Annotated in this window: 22 protein-coding genes; 6 read left to right on the top strand and 16 right to left on the bottom strand. The window is 53.0% G+C overall.

Annotation, left to right across the window (positions count from 1 at the left end):
- Position 1: 1 nt before the first annotated feature.
- Positions 2 to 1,648, bottom strand: a complete 1,647-nt coding sequence (gene ftsY / locus U0026_RS01705) for a signal recognition particle-docking protein FtsY (protein WP_062775567.1) — start codon at positions 1,646 to 1,648, stop codon at positions 2 to 4.
- A 179-nt stretch (positions 1,649 to 1,827) separates the two neighbouring features.
- Between ftsY and rsmD the strand changes: the two genes are divergently transcribed.
- Positions 1,828 to 2,424: a 16S rRNA (guanine(966)-N(2))-methyltransferase gene (rsmD, locus tag U0026_RS01700; RefSeq protein WP_062775565.1), complete on the top strand. Its 597-nt coding sequence runs from the start codon at positions 1,828 to 1,830 to the stop codon at positions 2,422 to 2,424.
- Complete coding sequence (locus tag U0026_RS01695) at positions 2,414 to 2,695, top strand: DUF1145 family protein (RefSeq protein ID WP_062775564.1); 282 nt, start codon at positions 2,414 to 2,416, stop codon at positions 2,693 to 2,695. Before rsmD ends, U0026_RS01695 begins: the two co-directional genes overlap by 11 nt.
- Before the next feature lie 52 nt (positions 2,696 to 2,747).
- Here U0026_RS01695 and U0026_RS01690 read toward each other — a convergent pair whose 3' ends face one another.
- The 6 genes from U0026_RS01690 to U0026_RS01665 form a co-directional block, all read right to left on the bottom strand.
- Positions 2,748 to 3,251 carry a hypothetical protein gene (locus tag U0026_RS01690; protein WP_062775563.1) on the bottom strand — a complete coding sequence of 168 codons (504 nt, stop codon included), beginning with the start codon at positions 3,249 to 3,251 and terminating at the stop codon, positions 2,748 to 2,750.
- Between the two features lies 1 nt (position 3,252).
- On the bottom strand, positions 3,253 to 4,143 hold the full coding sequence (locus U0026_RS01685; RefSeq protein WP_241973934.1) for a hypothetical protein: 891 nt from the start codon (positions 4,141 to 4,143) through the stop codon (positions 3,253 to 3,255).
- A 39-nt stretch (positions 4,144 to 4,182) separates the two neighbouring features.
- Complete coding sequence (locus tag U0026_RS01680; protein ID WP_126440955.1) at positions 4,183 to 4,692, bottom strand: hypothetical protein; 510 nt, start codon at positions 4,690 to 4,692, stop codon at positions 4,183 to 4,185.
- A gap of 1 nt (position 4,693) precedes the next feature.
- Positions 4,694 to 5,575 (bottom strand): hypothetical protein, encoded by an 882-nt coding sequence (locus U0026_RS01675; protein ID WP_153741977.1) that lies wholly within the window; start codon positions 5,573 to 5,575, stop codon positions 4,694 to 4,696.
- 11 nt (positions 5,576 to 5,586) lie between these two features.
- On the bottom strand, positions 5,587 to 6,066 hold the full coding sequence (locus U0026_RS01670; RefSeq protein WP_062779660.1) for an Hcp family type VI secretion system effector: 480 nt from the start codon (positions 6,064 to 6,066) through the stop codon (positions 5,587 to 5,589).
- Positions 6,067 to 6,348: 282 nt separating this feature from the next.
- Positions 6,349 to 6,705: a DUF2500 domain-containing protein gene (locus tag U0026_RS01665; protein WP_062779658.1), complete on the bottom strand. Its 357-nt coding sequence runs from the start codon at positions 6,703 to 6,705 to the stop codon at positions 6,349 to 6,351.
- Between the two features lie 141 nt (positions 6,706 to 6,846).
- Here U0026_RS01665 and U0026_RS01660 point away from each other — a divergent pair, with 141 nt between their 5' ends.
- Positions 6,847 to 7,473 (top strand): lysoplasmalogenase, encoded by a 627-nt coding sequence (locus tag U0026_RS01660; RefSeq protein WP_062779656.1) that lies wholly within the window; start codon positions 6,847 to 6,849, stop codon positions 7,471 to 7,473.
- Between the two features lie 78 nt (positions 7,474 to 7,551).
- Positions 7,552 to 9,753: a Zn(II)/Cd(II)/Pb(II) translocating P-type ATPase ZntA gene (gene zntA, locus U0026_RS01655; protein ID WP_062779654.1), complete on the top strand. Its 2,202-nt coding sequence runs from the start codon at positions 7,552 to 7,554 to the stop codon at positions 9,751 to 9,753.
- 122 nt (positions 9,754 to 9,875) lie between these two features.
- Here the strand turns inward: zntA and U0026_RS01650 are convergent, their stop codons facing one another.
- Both U0026_RS01650 and tusA read right to left on the bottom strand, forming a co-directional pair.
- Positions 9,876 to 11,771 (bottom strand): bifunctional metallophosphatase/5'-nucleotidase, encoded by a 1,896-nt coding sequence (locus U0026_RS01650; RefSeq protein ID WP_062779652.1) that lies wholly within the window; start codon positions 11,769 to 11,771, stop codon positions 9,876 to 9,878.
- A 198-nt stretch (positions 11,772 to 11,969) separates the two neighbouring features.
- On the bottom strand, positions 11,970 to 12,215 hold the full coding sequence (gene tusA, locus U0026_RS01645) for a sulfurtransferase TusA (RefSeq protein ID WP_061282604.1): 246 nt from the start codon (positions 12,213 to 12,215) through the stop codon (positions 11,970 to 11,972).
- A 181-nt stretch (positions 12,216 to 12,396) separates the two neighbouring features.
- Between tusA and U0026_RS01640 the strand changes: the two genes are divergently transcribed.
- Together U0026_RS01640 and U0026_RS01635 are read left to right on the top strand one after the other, a co-directional pair.
- The gene (locus U0026_RS01640; RefSeq protein WP_062779650.1) at positions 12,397 to 13,062 is read left to right on the top strand and encodes a 7-cyano-7-deazaguanine/7-aminomethyl-7-deazaguanine transporter; all 666 of its coding nucleotides are present in this window, start codon (positions 12,397 to 12,399) and stop codon (positions 13,060 to 13,062) included.
- A gap of 73 nt (positions 13,063 to 13,135) precedes the next feature.
- Entirely contained in the window at positions 13,136 to 13,693 is a 558-nt protein-coding gene (locus U0026_RS01635) for a DcrB family lipoprotein (protein WP_062779648.1), read from the top strand.
- 33 nt (positions 13,694 to 13,726) lie between these two features.
- Here U0026_RS01635 and U0026_RS01630 read toward each other — a convergent pair whose 3' ends face one another.
- The 7 genes from U0026_RS01630 to arnC form a co-directional block, all read right to left on the bottom strand.
- Positions 13,727 to 14,917 (bottom strand): MFS transporter, encoded by a 1,191-nt coding sequence (locus U0026_RS01630; protein WP_062779646.1) that lies wholly within the window; start codon positions 14,915 to 14,917, stop codon positions 13,727 to 13,729.
- A gap of 174 nt (positions 14,918 to 15,091) precedes the next feature.
- Positions 15,092 to 15,478, bottom strand: a complete 387-nt coding sequence (arnF, locus tag U0026_RS01625) for a 4-amino-4-deoxy-L-arabinose-phosphoundecaprenol flippase subunit ArnF (RefSeq protein ID WP_062779644.1) — start codon at positions 15,476 to 15,478, stop codon at positions 15,092 to 15,094.
- Positions 15,478 to 15,816: a 4-amino-4-deoxy-L-arabinose-phosphoundecaprenol flippase subunit ArnE gene (gene arnE / locus U0026_RS01620; RefSeq protein WP_062779642.1), complete on the bottom strand. Its 339-nt coding sequence runs from the start codon at positions 15,814 to 15,816 to the stop codon at positions 15,478 to 15,480. Before arnE ends, arnF begins: the two co-directional genes overlap by 1 nt.
- Positions 15,813 to 17,468: a lipid IV(A) 4-amino-4-deoxy-L-arabinosyltransferase gene (arnT, locus tag U0026_RS01615; protein ID WP_062779640.1), complete on the bottom strand. Its 1,656-nt coding sequence runs from the start codon at positions 17,466 to 17,468 to the stop codon at positions 15,813 to 15,815. Before arnT ends, arnE begins: the two co-directional genes overlap by 4 nt.
- On the bottom strand, positions 17,465 to 18,367 hold the full coding sequence (arnD, locus tag U0026_RS01610) for a 4-deoxy-4-formamido-L-arabinose-phosphoundecaprenol deformylase (RefSeq protein WP_062779639.1): 903 nt from the start codon (positions 18,365 to 18,367) through the stop codon (positions 17,465 to 17,467). Before arnD ends, arnT begins: the two co-directional genes overlap by 4 nt.
- Positions 18,364 to 20,349 (bottom strand): bifunctional UDP-4-amino-4-deoxy-L-arabinose formyltransferase/UDP-glucuronic acid oxidase ArnA, encoded by a 1,986-nt coding sequence (arnA, locus tag U0026_RS01605; protein WP_062779637.1) that lies wholly within the window; start codon positions 20,347 to 20,349, stop codon positions 18,364 to 18,366. The genes arnD and arnA overlap by 4 nt, the downstream gene beginning before the upstream one ends.
- Positions 20,349 to 21,329 carry an undecaprenyl-phosphate 4-deoxy-4-formamido-L-arabinose transferase gene (arnC, locus tag U0026_RS01600; RefSeq protein WP_062779636.1) on the bottom strand — a complete coding sequence of 327 codons (981 nt, stop codon included), beginning with the start codon at positions 21,327 to 21,329 and terminating at the stop codon, positions 20,349 to 20,351. Before arnC ends, arnA begins: the two co-directional genes overlap by 1 nt.
- Position 21,330 lies beyond the last annotated feature (1 nt).

Below are 21,330 nucleotides of genomic sequence, written 5' to 3'. Positions count from 1 at the left end.
ATTAATCCTCTCGGGCAAAAAGTGCCTCAATAAAATCGCCCGCTTTAAACGGACGTAAGTCCTCAATACGTTCGCCGACACCGATATAACGAATCGGGATGCCGAACTGGTCTGCCACGGAGAATATCACCCCACCTTTGGCAGTCCCGTCGAGTTTGGTCAGCGTGATGCCGGTCAGGCCCACCGCTTCATGGAACAGTTTGGCCTGGCTGATAGCATTCTGCCCGGTACTGGCATCAAGCGTCAGCATCACTTCATGCGGCGCATCGACGTCCAGTTTTTTCATCACGCGGACAATTTTCTTCAGTTCTTCCATCAGATGCGACTTGTTCTGCAAGCGCCCGGCGGTATCTGCAATCAACACATCGACGTTACGCGCTTTCGCCGCCTGAATGGCATCGAAAATCACCGAAGCGGAATCCGCACCGGTATGCTGGGCAATCACCGGAATGTTGTTACGCTCACCCCAAACCTGGAGTTGCTCAACGGCGGCCGCACGGAAGGTATCGCCTGCCGCCAGCATCACCGTTTTGCCCTGCTGCTCGAACTGACGCGCCAACTTGCCGATGGTGGTGGTTTTACCCACACCGTTCACACCCACCATTAAAATAACAAACGGGGTTTTGCCTTCAATATTAAGCGGTTCGTCCACTTTTGCGAGGATTTCACCCATTTCATCTTTCAGCAAGCCGTAAAGCGCCTCGGCATCATGCAGCTGTTTGCGGCTGGCGGTTTCCGTCAGGCTGGCGATGATCTTACGGGTGGTATCCACGCCGACGTCGGCAATCAGCAACTGCTCTTCCAGCTCTTCAAACAGATCGTCGTCTATTTTCTTGCCGCGGAATAGACTGATAAATCCGGAACCGAGATTTTCTTTGGTTTTTAACAGGCTGCGTTTCAGACGCGCGAAGAAACCTTCTTTCGTCGGTTTTTCCTGTTCTTGCTGCTGGGCTACGGACTCTTCTTCCACAGTTTCAGCTTGCGGCTGGGCTTCCAGTGCCTGGGCTTCGAGTTCTTCGTCAGTCAGCTCGGCTTCTGCGATCTCTTCTGGCGCAACGGTTTCAACAACCGGGAGTTCTTCAACCAGTACGGGCGTAACATCTTCAGCTACCGGCGGCTCTTCAACGGCGGCTGGCGCGTTATCTTCAACAACGGGCAGTTCTTCCACCAGAACCGGCGCGACATCTTCAGCTACCGTCGGCTCTTCGACAGCGGCTGGCGCGTTGTCTTCCACGACCGGCAGTTCTTCCACCAGCACGGGCGCGACATCTTCAGCTACCAGCGGCTCTTCAACGGCAGTTGGCACGTTGTCTTCCACGACCGGCAGTTCTTCCACCAGAACCGGCGTAGCGTCTTCAGCCACTGGCTGTAAGGCTTCACTCTGGGCAACCTGCTCGGTCACTTCAACGACATCGGCGGCGAAAACTTCACTCTCGTCAACCGTATGCGGCGCAGGTGTCTCTTCAGCGATCGTTTCCGACTCGACGTTTGCTGGAGTCTCTTCAACAACCGGTGTTTCAGCGACAACAGCCGACTCGTCTACCGTCGGCTGCTCTTCAATTTTTTCTTCTGATTCAACAACCTGATCCTGTTCTTTTTGACCAAAGCCCAGCCAGGAAAAAAAACCACGTTTTTTCTCTTTTGCCATTTGCGACCACACTCCCCGTTGCTAATTGATGGCGCCACTTCGCCATAATCGACGCGAAGGCTGAAATAATGATGAAATTAGTCGGTTAGTCTACCACTTAACTTCCCTGGCTTCACCGCTTTCACCCGGCCGACCAGATCGCTAGAATAGCAGGCTGAAAGAGCGATCAGAGCGAGCAAATGAAAAAACCAACCTCCGGCGGCAGTGGCCAGATCCGCATTATTGGCGGGCAGTGGCGCGGCCGTAAACTTCCTGTCCCCGACAGCCCAGGTCTTAGACCCACCACCGACCGCGTGCGTGAAACCCTTTTTAACTGGCTGGCCCCGTCGATGGTTGACGCCCGCTGCCTGGATCTCTTCGCTGGAAGCGGTGCGCTGGGGCTCGAAGCCCTCTCTCGCTACGCCGCCAGCGCGACGCTGCTGGAGATGGAGCGCCACGTTGCTCAGCAACTGCAAAAAAATCTCGCGACGCTCAAGGCAACGCAGGGAAAAGTGGTGAACACCAACACTCTCACTTTCCTTGCCCAAAACGGGACGCCGCACGATGTGGTGTTTGTCGACCCGCCGTTTCGTAAAGGATTACTTGAAGAGACGTTAAACCTGCTGGAAACAAACGGCTGGCTGGCGAATAACGCGCTAATCTACGTAGAAAGCGAAGTGGAAAACGGCCTGCCACCGGTTCCCGCCAGTTGGGATCTGCATCGGGAAAAAATTGCCGGGCAGGTGGCATATCGCCTCTATCATCGTGAAGTGCAGGGAGAAAAGGATGCTGATTAATCTGGGTCGTTTGTTGATGCTCTGCGTATGGGGATTCCTGCTGTTGAATTTATTCCAGCCGTTCCCGCGCCCGCTGAATATTTTCGTCAACGTCGCGCTGATCTTTATGGTGCTGATGCACGGCATGCAGATGGCGTTATTGCAGTCTACGATGCCCAAAGACGGTCCGCAGATGACGCGTGGCGAGAAGGTACGCATCTTCCTGTTCGGCGTGTTTGAACTGCTGATATGGCAGAAGAAAATTAGCGCGGATCTGAAGAAGAAAAAATAATGGGAAGGCCCGATGAGGATGAACTTATCGGGCGTTAAGCGCCACAACGTTTCTATTCATGTGGAGGGATGGAATCGAGTTTGTCATTCAGTTCATTTACCGCTTTGACTCCTCCACTCTTCCTAGCTTTTTTCATTTGCTCGCAAATTGATTTATTTTTTGCGTAGTAGATACCTGAAAATGCCCCGCTACCATCACAGTAAGTATAATCAGTACTGAGTGGGTAGATGTTTAGCACGATTGAAAGAACGGTACCTAACACAAGGGCGATACCTCCATATGCCAGAGCAATAATCAACCCACGGTAGAGAAACCTGTAGGGCATCAGGCCCCTTGAGCAAACTGCGCACAAATAGAAAAAAACATAATAAATGCCAGTAGGAAGAAAAAGAAAAATAGGTATTGAACGCCAGTTAAGGTAGACAATGCTTCTTGATTTCACAATCCCCATAATATCATCAATTGCTATTTCGTAGGCATCATAAAGTCCATAAGAAATAAACGCCATACCCATCAAAATTATAAGCCTTTTTTTTATGGGTGTATGTAAGTCCAAGTTAATACTCCCCTCGCAATATATCCTTACCAATACCCAATGAGTGTTTATTATTCCACTCTTCGATCCGTTGTTGTTCTATTAATGCACTACGAATACACTCAATCAATTTCTCAGATAAATCATTATTTTTATCGAGACGATTCAATCGACCAGTAATTAATATTCCAATAGCGACAACAATAACAATCTCACCCCATATTGGCACAGCCAAACTTGCAGGTAATGCCCCTGTGAATAGCGCCACGGCCCCAGCAATCACTTTAGTCGCAAAAATCGTCACAACCACCTTAGCCACATCCATGGTGATATTCCCCAAAAAGGCGGCAACATCATGATCGGATCGGAAGATTAACTCTATCAACCGCCAGCAAGCCGAAAACCAGATGCAAAATTTTGCCCCAGTCATCAATCCAGCTCGAAGCCCGGCTTTACCAATACCTAGCTCCAGAACTTTAGGGTGGCTGATGCCGTAACGGGTACCGTTAAGAATCCGCCGTAGAGAGGGATAGCCAGTAATTTTCACATACATCTTCCCGCCATAAGCGTATTGAATCGCTTTGATCCCCCGCCCCTTAAGCGTGAATACAATCCTGCCAGCATCCCGATATGAAAACAGTTTTAAAATATTCGCCGTACCGCCTGCCGCATCTTTAATGTTCCCTGCATAAGTGGTAACCCGAGACATACCATCACTTCTTAACAGATCGTCGATAACACCCTGCGCTTCCTCAAGCGTTAGCAACATGATGTGTTGCGCATCTTTATCTAATCGCTCTTTGTATGCTCGGATATCATCCTCAAAACGTTTCGCAAGTTGCCAGTTATTTCCCCGAAGAATGCTTTGTGCATTCTTATCAGCCCAGTTTGAATAGTTTTCCACTTTGCTCACACCTAAACTTTGAGGGTTAAATAATTACCATTCATGGAATCAAATAGAGTCCAACTTGTCATTTAGCATTTGAATGGCAAAATAATTTTCATTTTCTTGTGCAATTTTCAGTTGATCGCAAATCTGCTCTGTTTTGGTGTAATACGTTCCAGCCATTGGGCCAGAACGTAAACATTGAACGTAATTTGTACCAAGAGGATAAAACATAACAACAAATGATATTACATTACCCATTATAAATGCCGCACCAGCGTAGTAATATGAAACAAGCAATCCCTTTCCAAGTATTGCTGGCAACTTTAAATTATACGAAAGGAAAGCAAATATAAACAAAAAATCAAAATAAACCATTGTCGGGATGAATAAAATTATTGAAGGGTAATACCAGTGATAATAAACAATACTCCTTGACACCAATAAATCCATAACACCCGTTATGCTGCTGCAGTAGGCTAACCATGTAAATCCGATGCAGACACAACCAGCAGTAAAAAGTTGCCCGCGTTTTTTTAGATTGTCGACATTTATCATTTGAGTAAAACCGTTCATCTTAATAAAACCCGCGAAGTATTGAGTTAGTGAACGGCGTACTATTTCGTAAATTATAATCTTCAATTCTTTGTCTTTCTTTAAAACCAGTACGAATACAGTTTATGAGTTTCTCTGATAACTTATATCTCTTATCCAGATAGTCAAGACCTACAACAATACCTACACCAAGCATAACAACAATAACAATCCCCCCCCATATTGGTACAACCAAACTTACCGGTAAAAAACCAGAAAAAATAGATACTCCCCCCATAATCACCTCAGTAGAAAAAATAGTCACCACCACCTTAGCCACATCCATGGTGATATTCCCCAAAAAGGCGGCAACATCATGATCGGATCGGAAGATTAACTCTATCAACCGCCAGCAAGCCGAAAACCAGATGCAAAACCTTGCCCCAGTAATCAATCCGGCTCGGAGTCCGGCCTTACCAATACCTAGCTCCAGAACTTTTGGGTGGTTGATGCCATAACGGGTACCGTTAAGAATCCGTCGTAGAGAGGGATAGCCAGTAATTTTCACATACATCTTCCCGCCATAAGAGTATTGAATAGCTTTAATCCCCCGCCCCTTAAGCGTGAATACAATCCTGCCAGCATCCCGATACGAAAACAGTTTTAAAATATTGGTCGTGCCGCCCGCCGCATCTTTAATATTCCCTGCATAAGTGGTAACCCGAGACATACCATCGCTTCTTAGCAGATCGTCGATAACACTCTGCGCTTCCTCAAGCGTTAGCAACATGATGTGTTGCGCATCTTTATCTAATCGCTCTTTGAATGCTCGGATATCATCCTCAAAACGACGGACAAGCTCCCGGTTGTTCCCCCGTAGAAGGTCATTCGCATTTTTATCAATCCAATCGGTATAACCCACCATCTAGCACTCCCTTAATAAACACGATCTTCCCAAAAGCTATATCCACTGGTGCCCGCGACATGGTGTTCCCAATTAATTGATTCATAAGACAACTCGATCGATTCCTCGGGTTGTCCTGCGCTATCATCAATAGTGTGTGGGACATGCAGGTGGATGCTTGAAATTCTGGCATTGGTCAACTTTATTGTGTAATAAAGCTCGTTAAACCCCATCCGGTTGGTCCGATAGAAACTAAAGTCACAGGTCAGCGTTTCATTTTCATTGATCGCTTTTCCCAGCAAAGGTGAAGCCTTATCTATAGGTTTTACGAATGTTAATGACTGGTGCCCTACATTCTGCTCACGCGTCATTCCATGTGAAATTTCCATCACCATAATCTGATCGCAGTGTGCTATCTGAGCTTTATTGCCAATTGAATCAACCGTTGCACAGCCTGCTGAAATTAACCCTTGGGATTGACCATTCAAAGTTAACCAGATTGTATTTGCCATATAATACCCTTACTCATAGATACGAATAATAACTCACCATAATAAATAACGTTAACAATATTGAAATTACAGCGTGACTTACGCCTGATAAAAAAAACACCTATAGCGTATAAAAAAATAGTGGTTATTCCTATACTTTTAACTACAAAAGAAAGTAAAGCAAAAGAAAAAATGAGATTGGTATATTTAACTTCAATACATCACAAAGAGTTAATATAGTTATCAGTATATAAAATCATTTCGTCACTTGGGCGGTATCGCCCAAAGTCACGATAACGCTCCTTACTCCACTACAAATCCAACAAAGCGCGAACCCTTATAACTCAGCGTCCCCTTATCCCCCACCGTCAGTTGATGATACTGCTCAGCCTCGACGCGAAAACTCATCTCCAGACCGCCCTGCTGCGGTTTAAAGCTGACGTCGTAACGCATTTCACTGCCCGCGGGCAGCACTGCCTGCTGACGTGAACGGCGGTCATTCAGCACCTTCTCCCGCTTGTTACTCACCACCACCTGCTTTTGCATCAGCGGCGCGGCGTCGTTATCCATTTTTTCCCGGCGCTGCTGAACGTAACGAAAAGAGGCGGCAATGACGATAACCGCGACTACGGCAACAAAAAACAGAGGCATCTTACTCATATCAGGTTCTCATAAGAATTTACGCAAATCATAGTAAACGACGCATCCAGCCATTGTCATCTGGTCGTCCACACTACTACACTGGACATTCAGGGCTAGCGACACAATGCCTACTAATGATAGCGGATACAGGGACTTAATATGCTTTGGTCGTTTATCGCAGTTGTTTTCTCCGGATGGCTCTACGTGGATGCCTCCTACCGTGGCCCAACCTGGCAGCGCTGGGTGTTCAAGCCTATCACCTTAATCCTACTGCTCCTGCTTGCCTGGCAGGCACCGATGTTCAACGCCATCAGCTATCTGGTGCTGGCGGGTCTGTGCGCTTCGCTGGTCGGTGATGCGCTTACGCTTCTCCCTCGCGAACGGACGCTTTATGCCATTGGAGCATTTTTCCTCTCGCACCTGCTTTATACCATCTGGTTTGCCGGACAACTGACCTTTACCTTCTTCTGGCCGCTGCCGCTGATATTACTGGTGATTGGCGTGCTGCTGTTGGCGGTCATCTGGACGCGGCTTGAAGAAATGAAGCTACCGGTGCTGGCATTTGTGGGTATGACGCTGGTGATGGTGTGGGTAGCGGGCGAGCTGTGGTTCCTGCGTCCAACCGATACCGCGCTGTCCGGGTTCTTCGGTGCTTCGCTACTGCTGCTCGGTAACATTGTGTGGCTGGGGAGTCATTATCGTCGCCGTTTCCGTGCGGATACCGCGATTTACGCCGCCTGCTACTTTGCCGGACATTTCTTTATCGTTCGCGCACTTTATTTGTAGTTCTTCGCTTGACTCTGGAGTCGACTCCAGAGTGTATGCTGCGCTTAATGAAACAACGATCATTAACCGGAGGATACGATGTCGACTCCAGAGACGCATGACAAAAAAGCCCCACAGTTTTCCTCATTCAAGCTCGCTCCTGCCCCACAAGCGCAGGACGATTGCTGCTGTGACAGCCAGTGCGCCACGGCAGAGCCGACGGTCGAAACCGAACTTGCCGCACGTTACAGCTGGGTAATTAACGGGATGGACTGTGCTGCCTGCGCGCGTAAGGTGGAAACCGCCGCCCGCCAGGTATCTGGGGTAAAGCAGGCCAAAGTACTCTTTGCCACCGAAAAATTGCTGGTCGATGCCGATGAAGATGTCCGCGCGCAAATTGAAAAAGCCGTCACTGCCGCAGGCTACACGCTGCGCGGCGAAGACCAGGATCAACCTGAAGCCAAAGCCTCTCGTCTGCAAGAAAACCTGCCACTGATAGCACTTATCGTGATGATGGCGATCAGTTGGGGGCTTGAGCAGTTCAACCATCCGCTCGGTAATCTGGCATTTATCGCCACCACCCTCGTCGGCCTGTTCCCCATTGCCCGTCAGGCTTTGCGTTTGATTAAAAGCGGCAGTTGGTTTGCGATTGAAACGTTGATGAGCGTGGCCGCCATCGGCGCGCTGTTTATCGGTGCGACGGCAGAAGCCGCGATGGTACTGCTGCTATTTTTAATCGGCGAACGACTCGAAGGCTGGGCGGCAAACCGCGCACGTCAGGGCGTGAGCGCGCTGATGGCGCTGAAACCGGATACTGCCGTACGGGTACGTGATGGTCAACGCGAAACCGTTGCACAAAAAGATTTACAGCCGGGCGATGTGATTGAAGTCGCGGCCGGTGGGCGTTTGCCTGCTGACGGTAAACTCATCACGCCGTTTGCCAGCTTTGATGAAAGCGCTTTAACCGGCGAGTCAATTCCGGTTGAACGCAACGCGGGGGAAAGCGTTCCTGCGGGGGCCACCAGCGCCGATCGTCTGGTACAGCTTAGCGTTATCTCGAAGCCTGGTGACAGTGCCATCGACCGTATTCTACGTCTGATTGAAGAAGCGGAAGAACGCCGCGCCCCTATCGAGCGTTTTATCGATCGTTTCAGCCGCATCTACACTCCGGTGATTATGGCGATTGCGTTGCTGGTCGCTCTGGTTCCACCGCTGCTGCTCTCCGCCTCATGGGAAGAGTGGATTTACAAAGGTCTGACTCTGCTGCTTATTGGCTGCCCGTGTGCGCTGGTCATCTCGACACCGGCAGCGATCACTTCAGGTCTTGCTACCGCAGCGCGTTATGGCGCACTGATTAAAGGCGGCGCGGCGCTGGAACAACTGGGTCGCGTTACGCAAATGGCGTTTGATAAAACCGGTACCTTAACGCTTGGCAAACCACAGGTCACAGCGATTATTCCAACGTCCGATCTGGATGAAGGAACCCTGCTGGCGATAGCCGCAGCCGTTGAACAAGGCTCCACCCATCCGCTGGCGCAGGCGGTAGTGCGTGAGGCGCAGCAGCGTAATCTGAACATCCCACAGGCAACGTCACAGCGTACGCTGGTTGGCTCCGGGATAGAAGCAGAGGTAGACGGGCAACGCATCGTTATCTGCGCGGCAGGGAAATTCCCGGCAGCCGCGCAGCTTGAACAGATTCAGCAGCTAGAAAGCCAGGGTAACACCGTTGTATTGGTGACCCGCGACGATACCCTGCTGGGGATTCTGGCACTGCGCGACACCGTGCGTGAGGATGCCCGTCAGGCGGTTGAAGGGCTGCGGGAACTGGGGATTCAGGGGATTATCCTCACCGGCGATAACCCACGTGCTGCGGCAGCGATTGCCGACGAGCTGGGCATGGCGTACCGCGCCAATTTGCTGCCCGCCGATAAGGTCAAAGAAGTGACGGCGCTAAACGCACAAGGCCCGCTGGTAATGGTCGGTGACGGTATCAATGACGCCCCGGCGATGAAAGCGGCGGCGATGGGGATTGCGATGGGCAGCGGCACTGACGTGGCGCTTGAGACCGCCGATGCGGCGCTGACTCACAACCGTTTAATCGGGCTGGTACAGATGATTCGTCTGGCACGCGCCACCCACGCCAACGTGCGTCAGAACATCACCATTGCGCTGGGGTTGAAAGGGATTTTCCTTATCACCACCCTGCTGGGGATGACCGGGTTGTGGCTGGCAGTGCTGGCGGATACCGGCGCAACCGTGCTGGTGACGCTCAACGCGCTGCGCCTGCTGCGCAGGAAATAGCCGTGCAACCATGATGCCGGGTGGCGGCTCCGCCTTACCCGGCCTACAAGTGGATAACCCTTATCCTGTAGGCCTGAAAGCTGCGCGCCATCAGGCATCAGGTTTACCCCCGGTTCAAACGCCTAAGGGTTAACCGCCTCAAGAATCACCAGCTCATCGCTCACTCGCTTTTTCGCTACCGGCGAGTTAGCCGCCGCCAGCTCGGCCTGTAACGCTGCCTGCTTTTGTTTTTTCGCCTGCGGGTCGCTAAACAACAGCCCTTTCACATTGAACGATGCGACGTTGCCATAACGCCCATCATCGCTGGTTGGGACGCTGATTTTGCCGTCATTCAGCAGTTTTTCGACGATCTTACGTTCGCGGTCATAACCTTCCAGACCGACCAACTGCCAGCGCTGCACCGCTTGCCCCTGATACTGACCCTTTTTCACCTCACTCAGATAACGAATAGTCAGATTGCGGATCGTACCCGCTTCTTCACCATATTCCGCTTTCGTATCCGACAGTACCGGGAACTGCATCCCCTCCAGTGCACCCCCTTTTTGCGTCAGGTGCCCCATGCGGTAGCTGTTCATCCCCAGGCGAATTGGCGTGCTGTCCGTCACCGGCGAACCATCCACCATCTTCAGGTCGCGAATACGCTGCCCGACAGGCTGACGCAGGTCGATCTTATAGGTCACACCGTCGAAGAAATCATTGGTGGAATATTTAGAGGCCCGGCGCTGCGGGTTAAAACTGTAGGTCACGTCGCCATCATGGAGCTGATTAAAGTAGCCCGCCGACCATTCCATATATTTTTTCAACTCTTTGCCCGTCAGTTGATAAACGGTGATTTCACCGCCCGCATACTGATAGTTGAAGGCAATGTCTTTTGCCGTGATGGTGCCGACGTTTAATTTCGGCCGGTCGTTATCAATTTGCAGCGCAATCACCTGCGCTTTTGGCGCGTAATGACGGCTGGCCTCCTGATACAGCTTGCTGATGCCGGTATCCTGAATATGCACCTGCGGAATGCCCTTCACCGCGTCTGGCGGCACCAGATCCTGACCCGTTAGTTGGGCAATCGGCCGATTGGCGTTAGCGCGCAATATCTTATGATAAGGCTGGTAAATCGCTTCCAGAGGCTCATCCGATTTCATTCCTTTAATGGAATAGGTGTAGCTGTCTTTGTTGATCAGCACATACTTGCCGTTGTGCTGCTCAAACTGCAGGTCGATACGCGACAGCGCGCGGCCATATTTATCTGGTTCGGTGACAATAACGCCGTTAATCACCTCTTTATCCACTTTCACATGCATATGCCCAGCGACGATAGCCGCCAGTTCTGGGTTGGCACGGGCAATATCGCCCACGCCGGTGCCTGGCCGCTGGTTCTCGTTATCGATCCCCATATGCGCCACCAGCACGATGGCATCCACCTGCCCCTGAATCTGCTGGATGGTCTGCTTCACCGCGCCAACCGGATCGGTAAAGTTGAGTCCTTTTACCCGATCGGTACCTTTAGCAAACTCGGCGGTCATCGGCGTATCCATGCCGATAACACCAATCTTCACGCCCTGGCGTTCAATAATCTTATACGCAGGCAGATAGGTTTTTCCGCTATCCCACAGGATATTCCCGGCAAGCGCCGTGCCTTTAAACTGATTTAGCGAGGTCGACAGCGATTTCAGGCCGAAATCGAATTCATGGTTACCCATCACCCAGACGTCATAGTCCAGGGCGTTAAACCCGAGGATCATCGGGCTGGTTTTGTCGTTCTTAAAGGTTTCGACAAAGTTACCCTGAATGGTGTCCCCCGCGTCGACCAGAATGACGTTGGGCTGTTCCTTTCTCACCTGACGTATCTGGGTGGCAATCTGGCTCAAACTACCTGCCAGATTTTCGGTATCCGTGGAGTAGTCCCACGGGACAAAAGTGCCATGCAGATCGGAGGTGCCGAGGATCGTGATATTGACGGGTTCAGCCATCGCCGCAGAGGTACCTAAGCAAAGTAAAAGCGCAAGAAACGATTTTTTCATTGTTATTTGATGTGCCGAAAGGGAATCGAGGGGAAATTATGCGATTCACATCAATATTTTTACTAGCAACTTTACAGGGCAAACAATGAAACTGAGAGACAGCTCAAGCTTAAGCCGTTCGATGGAGTTGGATTGCCGCCGCGCCTTTTAAACAACTAAAAATCAATAAATTGTACGTTGTTTCAGGCGCAGCCTGTATTAATGACTTTTACGCAACAGATATTGATACGGCAGCGATTCGGTCTGCTCGGCAATCAGCTCATGTTCCATAAAACGACAAAAGCCGGGTATATCACGCGTTGTTGCGGGATCGTCGGCAATAATCAACAGCGTTTCACCCACCGGCATCGTGCGCACGGTTTTGCGCACCATCATCACCGGCTCCGGACAGCGTAGCCCTTGCGCATCTAAGGTGTGGTCGGGGCTGGAAAACAAATCGGTCATGAGAATCTCGTGGTCAGAAAAAACGGCCTTAGTTTACGCTGACAGGCTCGCAACGCAACCAGGTTAACGATTGCGCGAAAAACAACCATTGCAATGAGGCGGGAAAGCAGTATTATTCCGCCCCTGCAATAGGTTTGCAGTTTATTGGGTTCCCTCACCCCAACCACTAAAAAGGTACAATATGGCTCCCTTTACCTCCATACAGCGCCGTCATGCGCTGGTTTGGCTATCGCTATTCCATTTACTGGTGATCACCTCCAGTAACTATCTGGTGCAGCTGCCGGTCTCTATTTTCGGCTTCCACACCACCTGGGGCGCGTTTAGCTTTCCGTTTATTTTCCTGGCCACCGACCTCACCGTGCGGATTTTTGGCGCACCGTTGGCACGACGCATTGTGTTCGCCGTGATGATCCCAGCGCTGATGATCTCCTACGTCATTTCTGCCCTGTTTTACATGGGTGAGTGGCAGGGCTTTGGCGCGCTGGCACACTTCAATCTGTTCGTTGCTCGTATTGCCGCCGCAAGTTTTATGGCCTACGCACTGGGGCAGATCCTTGATGTCCACGTGTTTAACCGTCTGCGTCAAAGCCGCCATTGGTGGCTGGCCCCAACGGCCTCCACGCTGTTCGGTAATATCAGTGACACACTGGCATTCTTCTTTATCGCCTTCTGGCGCAGCACCGATCCTTTTATGGCGGCGCACTGGGTAGAAATCGCCCTTGTGGACTATACCTTTAAGGTGCTGATTAGCATTGCATTCTTCCTGCCGATGTACGGCGTGTTGTTGAATATGCTGATGAAAAGGCTGGCAGATAAATCTGATTTATCCGCAGCACAGCCCGGCTAAGAGTTCATGACATTGGTTGTGATAAGATAGATGAATGAGCCGTTAGTGGCTGTTTATCGAAAGGAAGAAGTCAATGCGCAAATTGGTGAAATATGTTGGTATTGGCCTGCTGGTTGCAGGTCTTGCTGCCTGTGATAACAGCGATACCAGCACCCCTGCACAGGGTTCGGCTACCGCAAGTGACGCCGCCGGGCAGGCCATCAGCCTGTTAGACGGTAAGGTCGGCTTCACGCTGCCCGCCGGTATGAGCGATCAGAGCGGCAAGCTGGGTACGCAAAGCAACAACATGCACGTTTACTCTGATGCGACCGGCCAGAAAGCGGTCATCGTTATCGTGGGTGACGGCACCAACGAAGATTTGGCGGTGATGGCAAAACGCCTGGAAGAACAGCAGCGCAACCGCGATCCGCAGTTGCAGGTTGTCACTAATAAATCTATCGACGTGAAAGGCCATACCCTTCAGCAGCTCGACAGCATCATTTCTGCTAAAGGGCAGACCGCTTACTCTTCCGTGGTTCTCGGTAAAGTCGACGGCAAACTGCTGACCCTTCAGGTCACCCTGCCTGCGGACAATCAGCAGCAGGCGCAAACCGCTGCTGAAAGCATCATTAATACTTTAGTGATCAACTAAGTCAGTATGATGATGACATGGCCTCTCGCGTCGTTACGCCAGGGGCCATTTTTTTAATCGCCATCCCAGCAATAAGGCTAACGCCACCAACCCCGCCACCGCGATATAGATAGTCGACACGCCCATATACGCCATCATCAGCCCGGCCAGCGGCCCGGTTATCCCCAGCGACAAATCCATAAAGACGGTGTAGGTCGCCAGTGCCGCCCCTTGGTTTTGCTGTGGCACAGCTTTTACCGCCACTACGCCAAGCGCCGGGAAAACCAGTGAGAAACCCGCTCCCGCCAGAAATGTACCAATTTTCGCTAGCAGTGGCATCGTCGCAAAACCCACCAGTAACAGGCCAAGAATCTCGACCGAGAAACAGATCATCGCCACATTCAACCCGCCCAGCCGGTTAATGCCGTTAGGGAACAGCAGGCGCGTGCCGACAAACGCACAGCTAAACAGGGTGAGCGCGAAGGCCGCACCATCCCAGCCTTTGGCATCGTAAAACAGGGTGATAAAGGTGGCGATAACGCCAAACCCGGCAGATGAGAGCGCCAGCGCCATCCCGTAAGGCCACACGCGGCCCAGCACGGCGCGAAACGACATCGGCTTGCCCTTCGCTGCTTTCACTTCGTCGCGCGGCAGTGCCGCCAGAATCGCCACCGCGGCCACCGCCATAATCGCCAGCGCCAATCCTTGCAGGCCAAGGTAGCTATAGCAGAGCACGCCCAGCGGCGCGCCCAGTGCCATCGCTCCGTAGGTGACAATTCCGTTCCACGAGATCACTCGTCCAATATGCGGCGCGCCTACCACGCCTACGCCCCACAGGGTGGAGCCAGTGCCAGCAAAACTCTGGCCGATACCGAGAATCACGCGACCTAAACACAGCAGCACCAGGCTGATAAGCGGCCAGTCGCTACCCAATGACGCCAGCAGATATCCCAGCCCACTGAGGAAGCAGCCACACAGGCCAAAGACGACGATTTTTTTCGGCCCGAGCTGATCCGCATAGCGTCCGGCATGAGGACGGCTGAGCAGCGTGGCAAAATATTGCAGACTGATAACCAACCCCGCCCAGAAAGCGCTAAATCCCATGACGTCATGGACATAGCCGGGCAACACCGCCAACGGCAGGCCAATGGTGAGATAGCTGGCGAAGTTAAAGATAACGACGGAGACAATACGCAGGTTGAGACGCAAGCCGCTAAGCTGCCCCTCTGCGTCGGCCGCAGACATAGATAATCCTTTATAGGTGCAACGAAAAGGGCATTATTGCATATTTTGTCAGCAGGGCATTGCGAGTTTTCCCGGCGGCGCTGCGCTTGGCCGGGCTACAGCGTAGCGCCCGCAGACGAAGCACCGGTAGCCCGGGCAAGGCGTTTACGCCGCCCCCGGGGAAGTAACGCACGCTCAGCGACACGAGGCTTTATTCGGCCAAAAGATAGTTATCACACCGGCAACTATCACCACAACACCCAGAAGCCCGCGCCAGGAGAACGGCTCATGCCAGCCCGGCAGCCAGATGGCAGCGAGCCACACCACCATATAGCTCAGGCTGAGCAGCGCGTAGGCTTTCGCCAGCGGCAGCCGCTTGAGGGCAAAGAACCAGCAGGCCATCGAGGCCACGTAGCCCAGTAATCCCAACAATAACATTAGCGTACCGTCGCCCACGTGCAGTAGGTGCAACAACAATGCCCACGGCTGCTCCGCCGATGGCAGCGTGGTCATAGCCACACGCAACGTTAGCTGTGCAACACTCACCAGCATCACGCTCATTAATGCCCAGAAAAGCCCCATCAGACGCTGCTCCCCACAAGCATAATGCCGACCATTATCAGCCCCACGCCAACCCAGTGACGGCGACTGACCGGTTCACGCCAGATGGCGCGCGCCGCCAGCGTCACCCAGACAAAGTTCAGACTCAGCATCGGGTAGGCCACGCTGACCGGGATCTGCTGGAGCACCAGCAGCCATAGCAGCATTCCCAGCCCAAGTAGCGCCAGCGCCAGCACAAGCCAGGTCAGTAAATGGCGTCCACGCTGACCTTTCGGGGCGGGCCGCGTTGCCTGTTTTTGGCACAGTTGCCCGGCGCAGCTCAACAGGCTGGCGAGCAACAGGCAAGCCCAGACCATCATTGCGGACGGTACTGAATAAATACGTTTCGGCCCATCACATATACCTCATCCGGTTTTGGCAGCGGTAAATCCGCCACCTGTGCATTGCGGGACAACAGCAGCACCAGCGAAATTGGCCCCTCCTGGCGGTGCGCTTCCAGCCACTGCGGAAAATCATCCGTGGAGATATAGCGACCTTTTGCATCAGGGTATGAGAGGCCATATTTTAGCTCTCCCTGCTGCCCGTACAGCATCACATCGCTACGTTTGAGCTCCCAGGCAAGCCCTGCGGCGACGCCTACGCTGTTACTCAGCACATAACGGCTCGGGGCCAGCGATTCGCTGACGATATCCACCAGGAACTGCGGCTGTTTACTGTTGGTTACGCGGTCAGGAATCGCAAAACCGACCAATAGCGCCAGCCCCAATGGGCAGAGCGCCGCTAGCGTCCAGCGCTGAGCTCCCGGTTTTATCGACAGCCAGCCCATCAGCGCCCAGACAAAGAACGCGATCGCTGCCAGCACGCATTTATACAGTTCAATCGGCATCCATACCGGGTGTTTCATCGGCCCCCACGGTGACACCACCGCTACCGCCACCAGGCCAACCACACCGAAAACGATATTGATAATGCTGTTTACCCGCAGCGCTCGCCCGCCGGTTTTCGCCACATCTACCGCATAGCGCGCCATCAGAATAGCTAACGGAGCAAAACACGGCAGGATATAGGTCGGCAACTTACCTTTGGCGATACTGAAGAACAGCAGCGGCATCACCACCCAGCCCAGCAAATAGAACGCCCCGCCTTGCCCTTCACGCTCGCGCCAACCACGCTTGAGCGCCCCCGGCAGCAGGGCCAGCCACGGCAAGCTTCCGGCAATCAGGAACGGCAGGTAATACCAGAACGGCGCTTTATGCTGAGCATCGCTCTGCGCGAAACGTTGAATATGTTCCACCCAGAAGAAATAGCGCCAGAAATCGCCTTCGCGCGCAGCAATCGCCAGCCCCCACGGCAGCACGGTCAGCACACAAACCAGCACCGACAGCCAGCCCCAGGTCAGCACTTCCCGCCAGCGTTTTTGGGCGACCACCCACGGCAGTACGCCAATCACCGGCACCGCCAGAGCCAGGAAACCTTTAGTCATCACCCCCATGCCGCAGGCGATACCCAGCAGCACGTAACCCCAGAACCGTTGACCGGTATTTTTGGCCGATGCCGCAAGCCAGAAACTGAACATCGCCAGCGTCATCCACAGGGTGATCATCGGGTCAAGAACGGCGTAAGTACCAATTCCGTAGACCAGAAACGCAGTTAAAAAAATCACCCCGGAGAGCAGCGCCACCTTCTGGTCGCGCCAGATTTTCCACGCAAGCCAAACCACCAGCAGCGCAGAGACGGTAATGGAGAACACCACGCCAAAGCGGACGGCAAAATTATTGTGCCCAAACAGCCACTGGCCAATACTGTTAATCCAGTAACCGGCTATCGGTTTTTCGAAATAACGAAGCCCGAGAAAATGAGGAACGACCCAATCACCGGTCGCCAGCATTTCACGGCTGATTTCCGCATAGCGCGTTTCATCCGGCTGCCACAGCAGACGGAAATTGAGTGGGACCAGGTAATACAGTACGAACAATGCTACTAACGAGATTCCATAGCGCAGGGATTTCATACATCAGGACTCAACAGTTGTTGGCAACCCAGCCAGCCTTCGCGACCGGCAATTTCTCCACGCACCACCTTGCCAACCGGCAGTTGACTAAAGTCATCCGGTAAAAGCTGGCTCAGTGGGCAAAAGTGAATATCCTGCTTTGCCGCCAGGGTCAGCAGGTCATCAAACTGTTCGGCGCAGACACCGCCTTCCACCTCAGCGTGAATGGTATACACCGGAGTCCCCGTATCGAGACGGATCTGTTCCAGCAGCCAGCGGTTGTAGTTGTCGGCGCTAACCCGCGTTCCCACCGCTTCATCCCAGGTCGGTAAGGTGACCGGTATTTGTACCGTTGCCAACGTACCGTCGCTCAACTGTGGGCGAAACGGCTGCGTGCCGCGGCAGTCGCTGTTATAGAGAAAATCGAACGACTCTTTGGCTTTCACCACGCGCTGGTCGGCACGCCAACCCGCCACGGCGGAACAGGAGACTGGACGGCCCAGAATCGCCTCTAGCTCGCGCAACCCGCGGCTAATTTCATCCACCAGCGGCTGTTCTTTCCACACCCCGCTCCACTGCTGCCAACGATGATGATCCCAGGCATGCAAACCGACTTCATGCACCTGCGCCACATTGCGGATAATCTCCGCATTGGCCGCACCGATGCGTCTTCCCGGCCAGGCGGTACCAGCAAGCAAAATATCCCAGCCATACAGCGAGGCCGCGCGTGAGCGCAGCATCTTCCACAAGAACTTCGGTTTTATCAGGCGCCACAGGTGGCGCCCCATATTGTCCGGCCCAACGCTTACGAAAAAGCTGGCCTGCACGCGGTGTTTTTTCAGCACCGACATCAGTCGTGGTACGCCCTCACGCGTCCCGCGGAAAGTATCCACATCAACGCGCAAACCGACTTTTTTCATGATGCTTTTTCATCCGTTAATTCAACCGTGCGCAGGAAGAAGTCCAGCGTCTCTTCCACCGTTTGCTGCATCTCTATCGTCGGCTGCCAGTCGAGTAAACGTTTAGCGTTGCGGATGCTCGGCTTACGGTGCTCAACGTCCTGATAACCTTTACCATAATAGTCGCTGCTTTCCACTTCGCGAAAACCGGCAAACGGTGGGAAGCGGTCGCGCAGCGGGTGACGCTCGAAGCAGTTGAGCAGCATTTCCGCCAGCTCCTTAATACTCGCTTCGTTATCCGGGTTACCGATATTGATAATCTGCCCGTCGCAGCGGCCATCTTTGTTTTCGATAATGCGGAACAGCGCTTCAATACCATCGCTGATATCGGTGAAGCAGCGTTTCTGCTTGCCACCTTCAATCAGCTTAATCGGCGATCCTTCCACCAGGTTTAAGATAAGCTGGGTAATAGCACGAGAGCTGCCGATACGCGCGGCGTTCAGGTTGTCCAGACGCGGCCCCATCCAGTTAAACGGGCGGAACAGCGTAAATTTGAGATCCGTTTTGTCACCGTAAGCCCAGATCACGCGATCCAACAACTGCTTGGATACCGAGTAGATCCAGCGCTGCTTATTGATTGGCCCCACCACCAGGTTTGACGTGTCTTCATCAAAACTGTCGTCGGTACACATACCGTAAACTTCCGAGGTCGACGGGAAGATGATGCGTTTGTTGTACTTCACGCAGTCACGGATAATCTTCAGGTTCTCTTCAAAATCCAGCTCGAACACGCGCAGCGGGTTTCGGGTGTACTCAATTGGCGTAGCTATCGCCACCAGCGGCAGCACCACATCACATTTCTTGATGTGATATTCAATCCATTCGGAGTGGATGCTGATATCCCCTTCGACAAAGTGGAAGCGCGGGCAATCGAGGAAACGGCCAATCGCATCAGAACCAATATCCAGGCCGTAAATTTCGTAATTGTCGTCCTGTAACAGGCGCTCCGTCAGATGGTTACCGATAAAACCGTTCACCCCGAGGATCAGTACACGGGTGCGGCGCTTGACGGCGGTAAACGGACGGCTGGAGAGCAGCGCCCCTGCCACCAGGCCCATTGCTGGTGCAAGTTGGGTGCCCTGCATATAAACGCCGTTAGCGCTCTGCCCGGTCACGATTTCCAGCGCCCCTTCGCCACAAGCGATCACCAGCGGCGCAACGGAGAGTACGGTACCCGGCTTCGCGGCAGGCAGATCGCTACGCACACGCGAGCTCCAGACAATAAACTGGCAAGTACCGACAAACCCAAACGCGCCCGGCCACGGGTCGCTGACCGCACGCACCAGGTTATGCAGTACCTGCGCCGGTTTTTCCCAGTCCAGACGACCATCTTCCGGCGTACGACGTCCCACATAGGTAGCCTGAGTCTCGTCCTGCGCGCATTCCTGCGTCTGACCGCTGCGGATTTTCGGCAGTACGTCGCCTAACAGCATTTGTGAGGCAGAACAGAGCTTACGGTGCAGCGACAACGCAACATCGCTATCGGTAATCGTCACCACTTGCTGGGCCACAATATCGCCGGCATCAGCGCGCTGAACCATGCGATGAAGGGTGACTCCGGTCTCTTTCTCACCGTTAACCAGCACCCAATTCAGCGGCGCACGACCACGGTATTTTGGCAGCAGCGAACCGTGCAGGTTAAACGCGCCCTTTGGCGCCAGCCCCAGAATGTCGTTGCCAATCAGGTTGCGATAGTAGAAGGAGAAAATCACCTCCGGCGCCATCGCCTGGATACGGTCAACCCACAGCGGGTGATTCACGTCCTCCGGCGCATAAACGGTAATGCCCTGCTCAGCCGCCAGACGCGCGACGGAACCGAAGAAATGGTTTTCACCGGCGTTATCCGGATGAGTGAAAATCGCCTCGATATCGTAACCGGCGTCCAGCAAAGCCTGAATCCCGGTACACCCCATATCATGGTAGGCAAAAACAACAGCTTTCATTAGCGATCTTCCTCTTCAGAAACCAGGCTTTCCTGGCGAACAACACGTTGAATAAAGTAGCGGGGACGCGCGCGGACATCGTTGTAGATGCGCCCGATATACTCCCCAAGCAGGCCCATGCCGATAAACTGGGCACCGATAAACATGAATAAAATGGCAAATAGCATGAACACGCCATCGCCCGCCCATTCCGCGCCGAGCGTCAGACGCAGGACAACCAGCAGAAGTGAGAAGGCAAAACCCAGCACGGCGATAACGCTGCCGACCACGCTTAACAGACGCAGCGGCGTGGTGGTTAAACAGGTCACCAGGTCGTACATCAGGTTAATCAGGCGCATAAAGCTGTATTTCGAGTCGCCAAACTCGCGTTCGGCGTGATGTACCGGAATTTCCACGGCACGACGGGCGAACGTGTTCGCCAGTATTGGGATGAAGGTGCTGCGCTCATGACAGTTGAGCATCGCATCAATGATATGGCGGCGGTAGGCACGCAGCATGCAGCCGTAATCGCCCATCGCTTTACCGGTGGTGCGTTGGATCAGACGATTGATCATCTTCGAGGCAGTTTTGCGGAACACGCTGTCCTGGCGGTTTTGCCGAACGGTACCGACCACGTCGTAGCCTTCGTCGGCTTTTTCCACCAAACGCGGGATCTCTTCCGGCGGGTTTTGCAGGTCGGCATCAAGCGTAATAATCAGGTCGCCGGTCACGTGGCTGAAGCCGGCCATAATCGCCGAGTGCTGGCCGTAGTTGCGGTTAAGCAGTACCGCGACAACATGGCTGTCTGGCGCTTCGGCCGCCTCCACCAACATACGTGCGGAGTCATCCGCGCTACCGTCATCGACCAGCAGAATTTCATAATCCCGGTTCAACAGAAGGCAGGCCGCGTCGGTACGGCGAATCAGCTCCGGCAGACTCTCTTGCTCGTTGTATACCGGGATCACCACCGAGACTTTTTTTACTTTCGGATATTCAAACATA

This window comes from Kluyvera intermedia (assembly GCF_034424175.1).
GTDB classification, from domain to species: domain Bacteria; phylum Pseudomonadota; class Gammaproteobacteria; order Enterobacterales; family Enterobacteriaceae; genus Kluyvera; species Kluyvera intermedia.
The sequence above is the reverse complement of the archived record's forward strand: the minus strand, read 5'-3'. Positions and strand labels throughout refer to the sequence as shown.

Excerpts from the sequence above, each read along its gene's own strand:
- ftsY (WP_062775567.1), bottom strand. The coding sequence starts at position 1,648 with ATGGCAAAAGAGAAAAAACGTGGTTTTTTTTCCTGGCTGGGCTTTGGT.
- rsmD (WP_062775565.1), top strand. The coding sequence starts at position 1,828 with ATGAAAAAACCAACCTCCGGCGGCAGTGGCCAGATCCGCATTATTGGC.
- U0026_RS01695 (WP_062775564.1), top strand. The coding sequence starts at position 2,414 with ATGCTGATTAATCTGGGTCGTTTGTTGATGCTCTGCGTATGGGGATTC.
- U0026_RS01680 (WP_126440955.1), bottom strand. The coding sequence starts at position 4,692 with ATGAACGGTTTTACTCAAATGATAAATGTCGACAATCTAAAAAAACGC.
- U0026_RS01675 (WP_153741977.1), bottom strand. The coding sequence starts at position 5,575 with ATGGTGGGTTATACCGATTGGATTGATAAAAATGCGAATGACCTTCTA.
- U0026_RS01670 (WP_062779660.1), bottom strand. The coding sequence starts at position 6,066 with ATGGCAAATACAATCTGGTTAACTTTGAATGGTCAATCCCAAGGGTTA.
- U0026_RS01665 (WP_062779658.1), bottom strand. The coding sequence starts at position 6,705 with ATGAGTAAGATGCCTCTGTTTTTTGTTGCCGTAGTCGCGGTTATCGTC.
- U0026_RS01660 (WP_062779656.1), top strand. The coding sequence starts at position 6,847 with ATGCTTTGGTCGTTTATCGCAGTTGTTTTCTCCGGATGGCTCTACGTG.
- zntA (WP_062779654.1), top strand. The coding sequence starts at position 7,552 with ATGTCGACTCCAGAGACGCATGACAAAAAAGCCCCACAGTTTTCCTCA.
- U0026_RS01650 (WP_062779652.1), bottom strand. The coding sequence starts at position 11,771 with ATGAAAAAATCGTTTCTTGCGCTTTTACTTTGCTTAGGTACCTCTGCG.
- tusA (WP_061282604.1), bottom strand. The coding sequence starts at position 12,215 with ATGACCGATTTGTTTTCCAGCCCCGACCACACCTTAGATGCGCAAGGG.
- U0026_RS01640 (WP_062779650.1), top strand. The coding sequence starts at position 12,397 with ATGGCTCCCTTTACCTCCATACAGCGCCGTCATGCGCTGGTTTGGCTA.
- U0026_RS01635 (WP_062779648.1), top strand. The coding sequence starts at position 13,136 with ATGCGCAAATTGGTGAAATATGTTGGTATTGGCCTGCTGGTTGCAGGT.
- U0026_RS01630 (WP_062779646.1), bottom strand. The coding sequence starts at position 14,917 with ATGTCTGCGGCCGACGCAGAGGGGCAGCTTAGCGGCTTGCGTCTCAAC.
- arnF (WP_062779644.1), bottom strand. The coding sequence starts at position 15,478 with ATGGGGCTTTTCTGGGCATTAATGAGCGTGATGCTGGTGAGTGTTGCA.
- arnE (WP_062779642.1), bottom strand. The coding sequence starts at position 15,816 with ATGATGGTCTGGGCTTGCCTGTTGCTCGCCAGCCTGTTGAGCTGCGCC.
- arnT (WP_062779640.1), bottom strand. The coding sequence starts at position 17,468 with ATGAAATCCCTGCGCTATGGAATCTCGTTAGTAGCATTGTTCGTACTG.
- arnD (WP_062779639.1), bottom strand. The coding sequence starts at position 18,367 with ATGAAAAAAGTCGGTTTGCGCGTTGATGTGGATACTTTCCGCGGGACG.
- arnA (WP_062779637.1), bottom strand. The coding sequence starts at position 20,349 with ATGAAAGCTGTTGTTTTTGCCTACCATGATATGGGGTGTACCGGGATT.
- arnC (WP_062779636.1), bottom strand. The coding sequence starts at position 21,329 with ATGTTTGAATATCCGAAAGTAAAAAAAGTCTCGGTGGTGATCCCGGTA.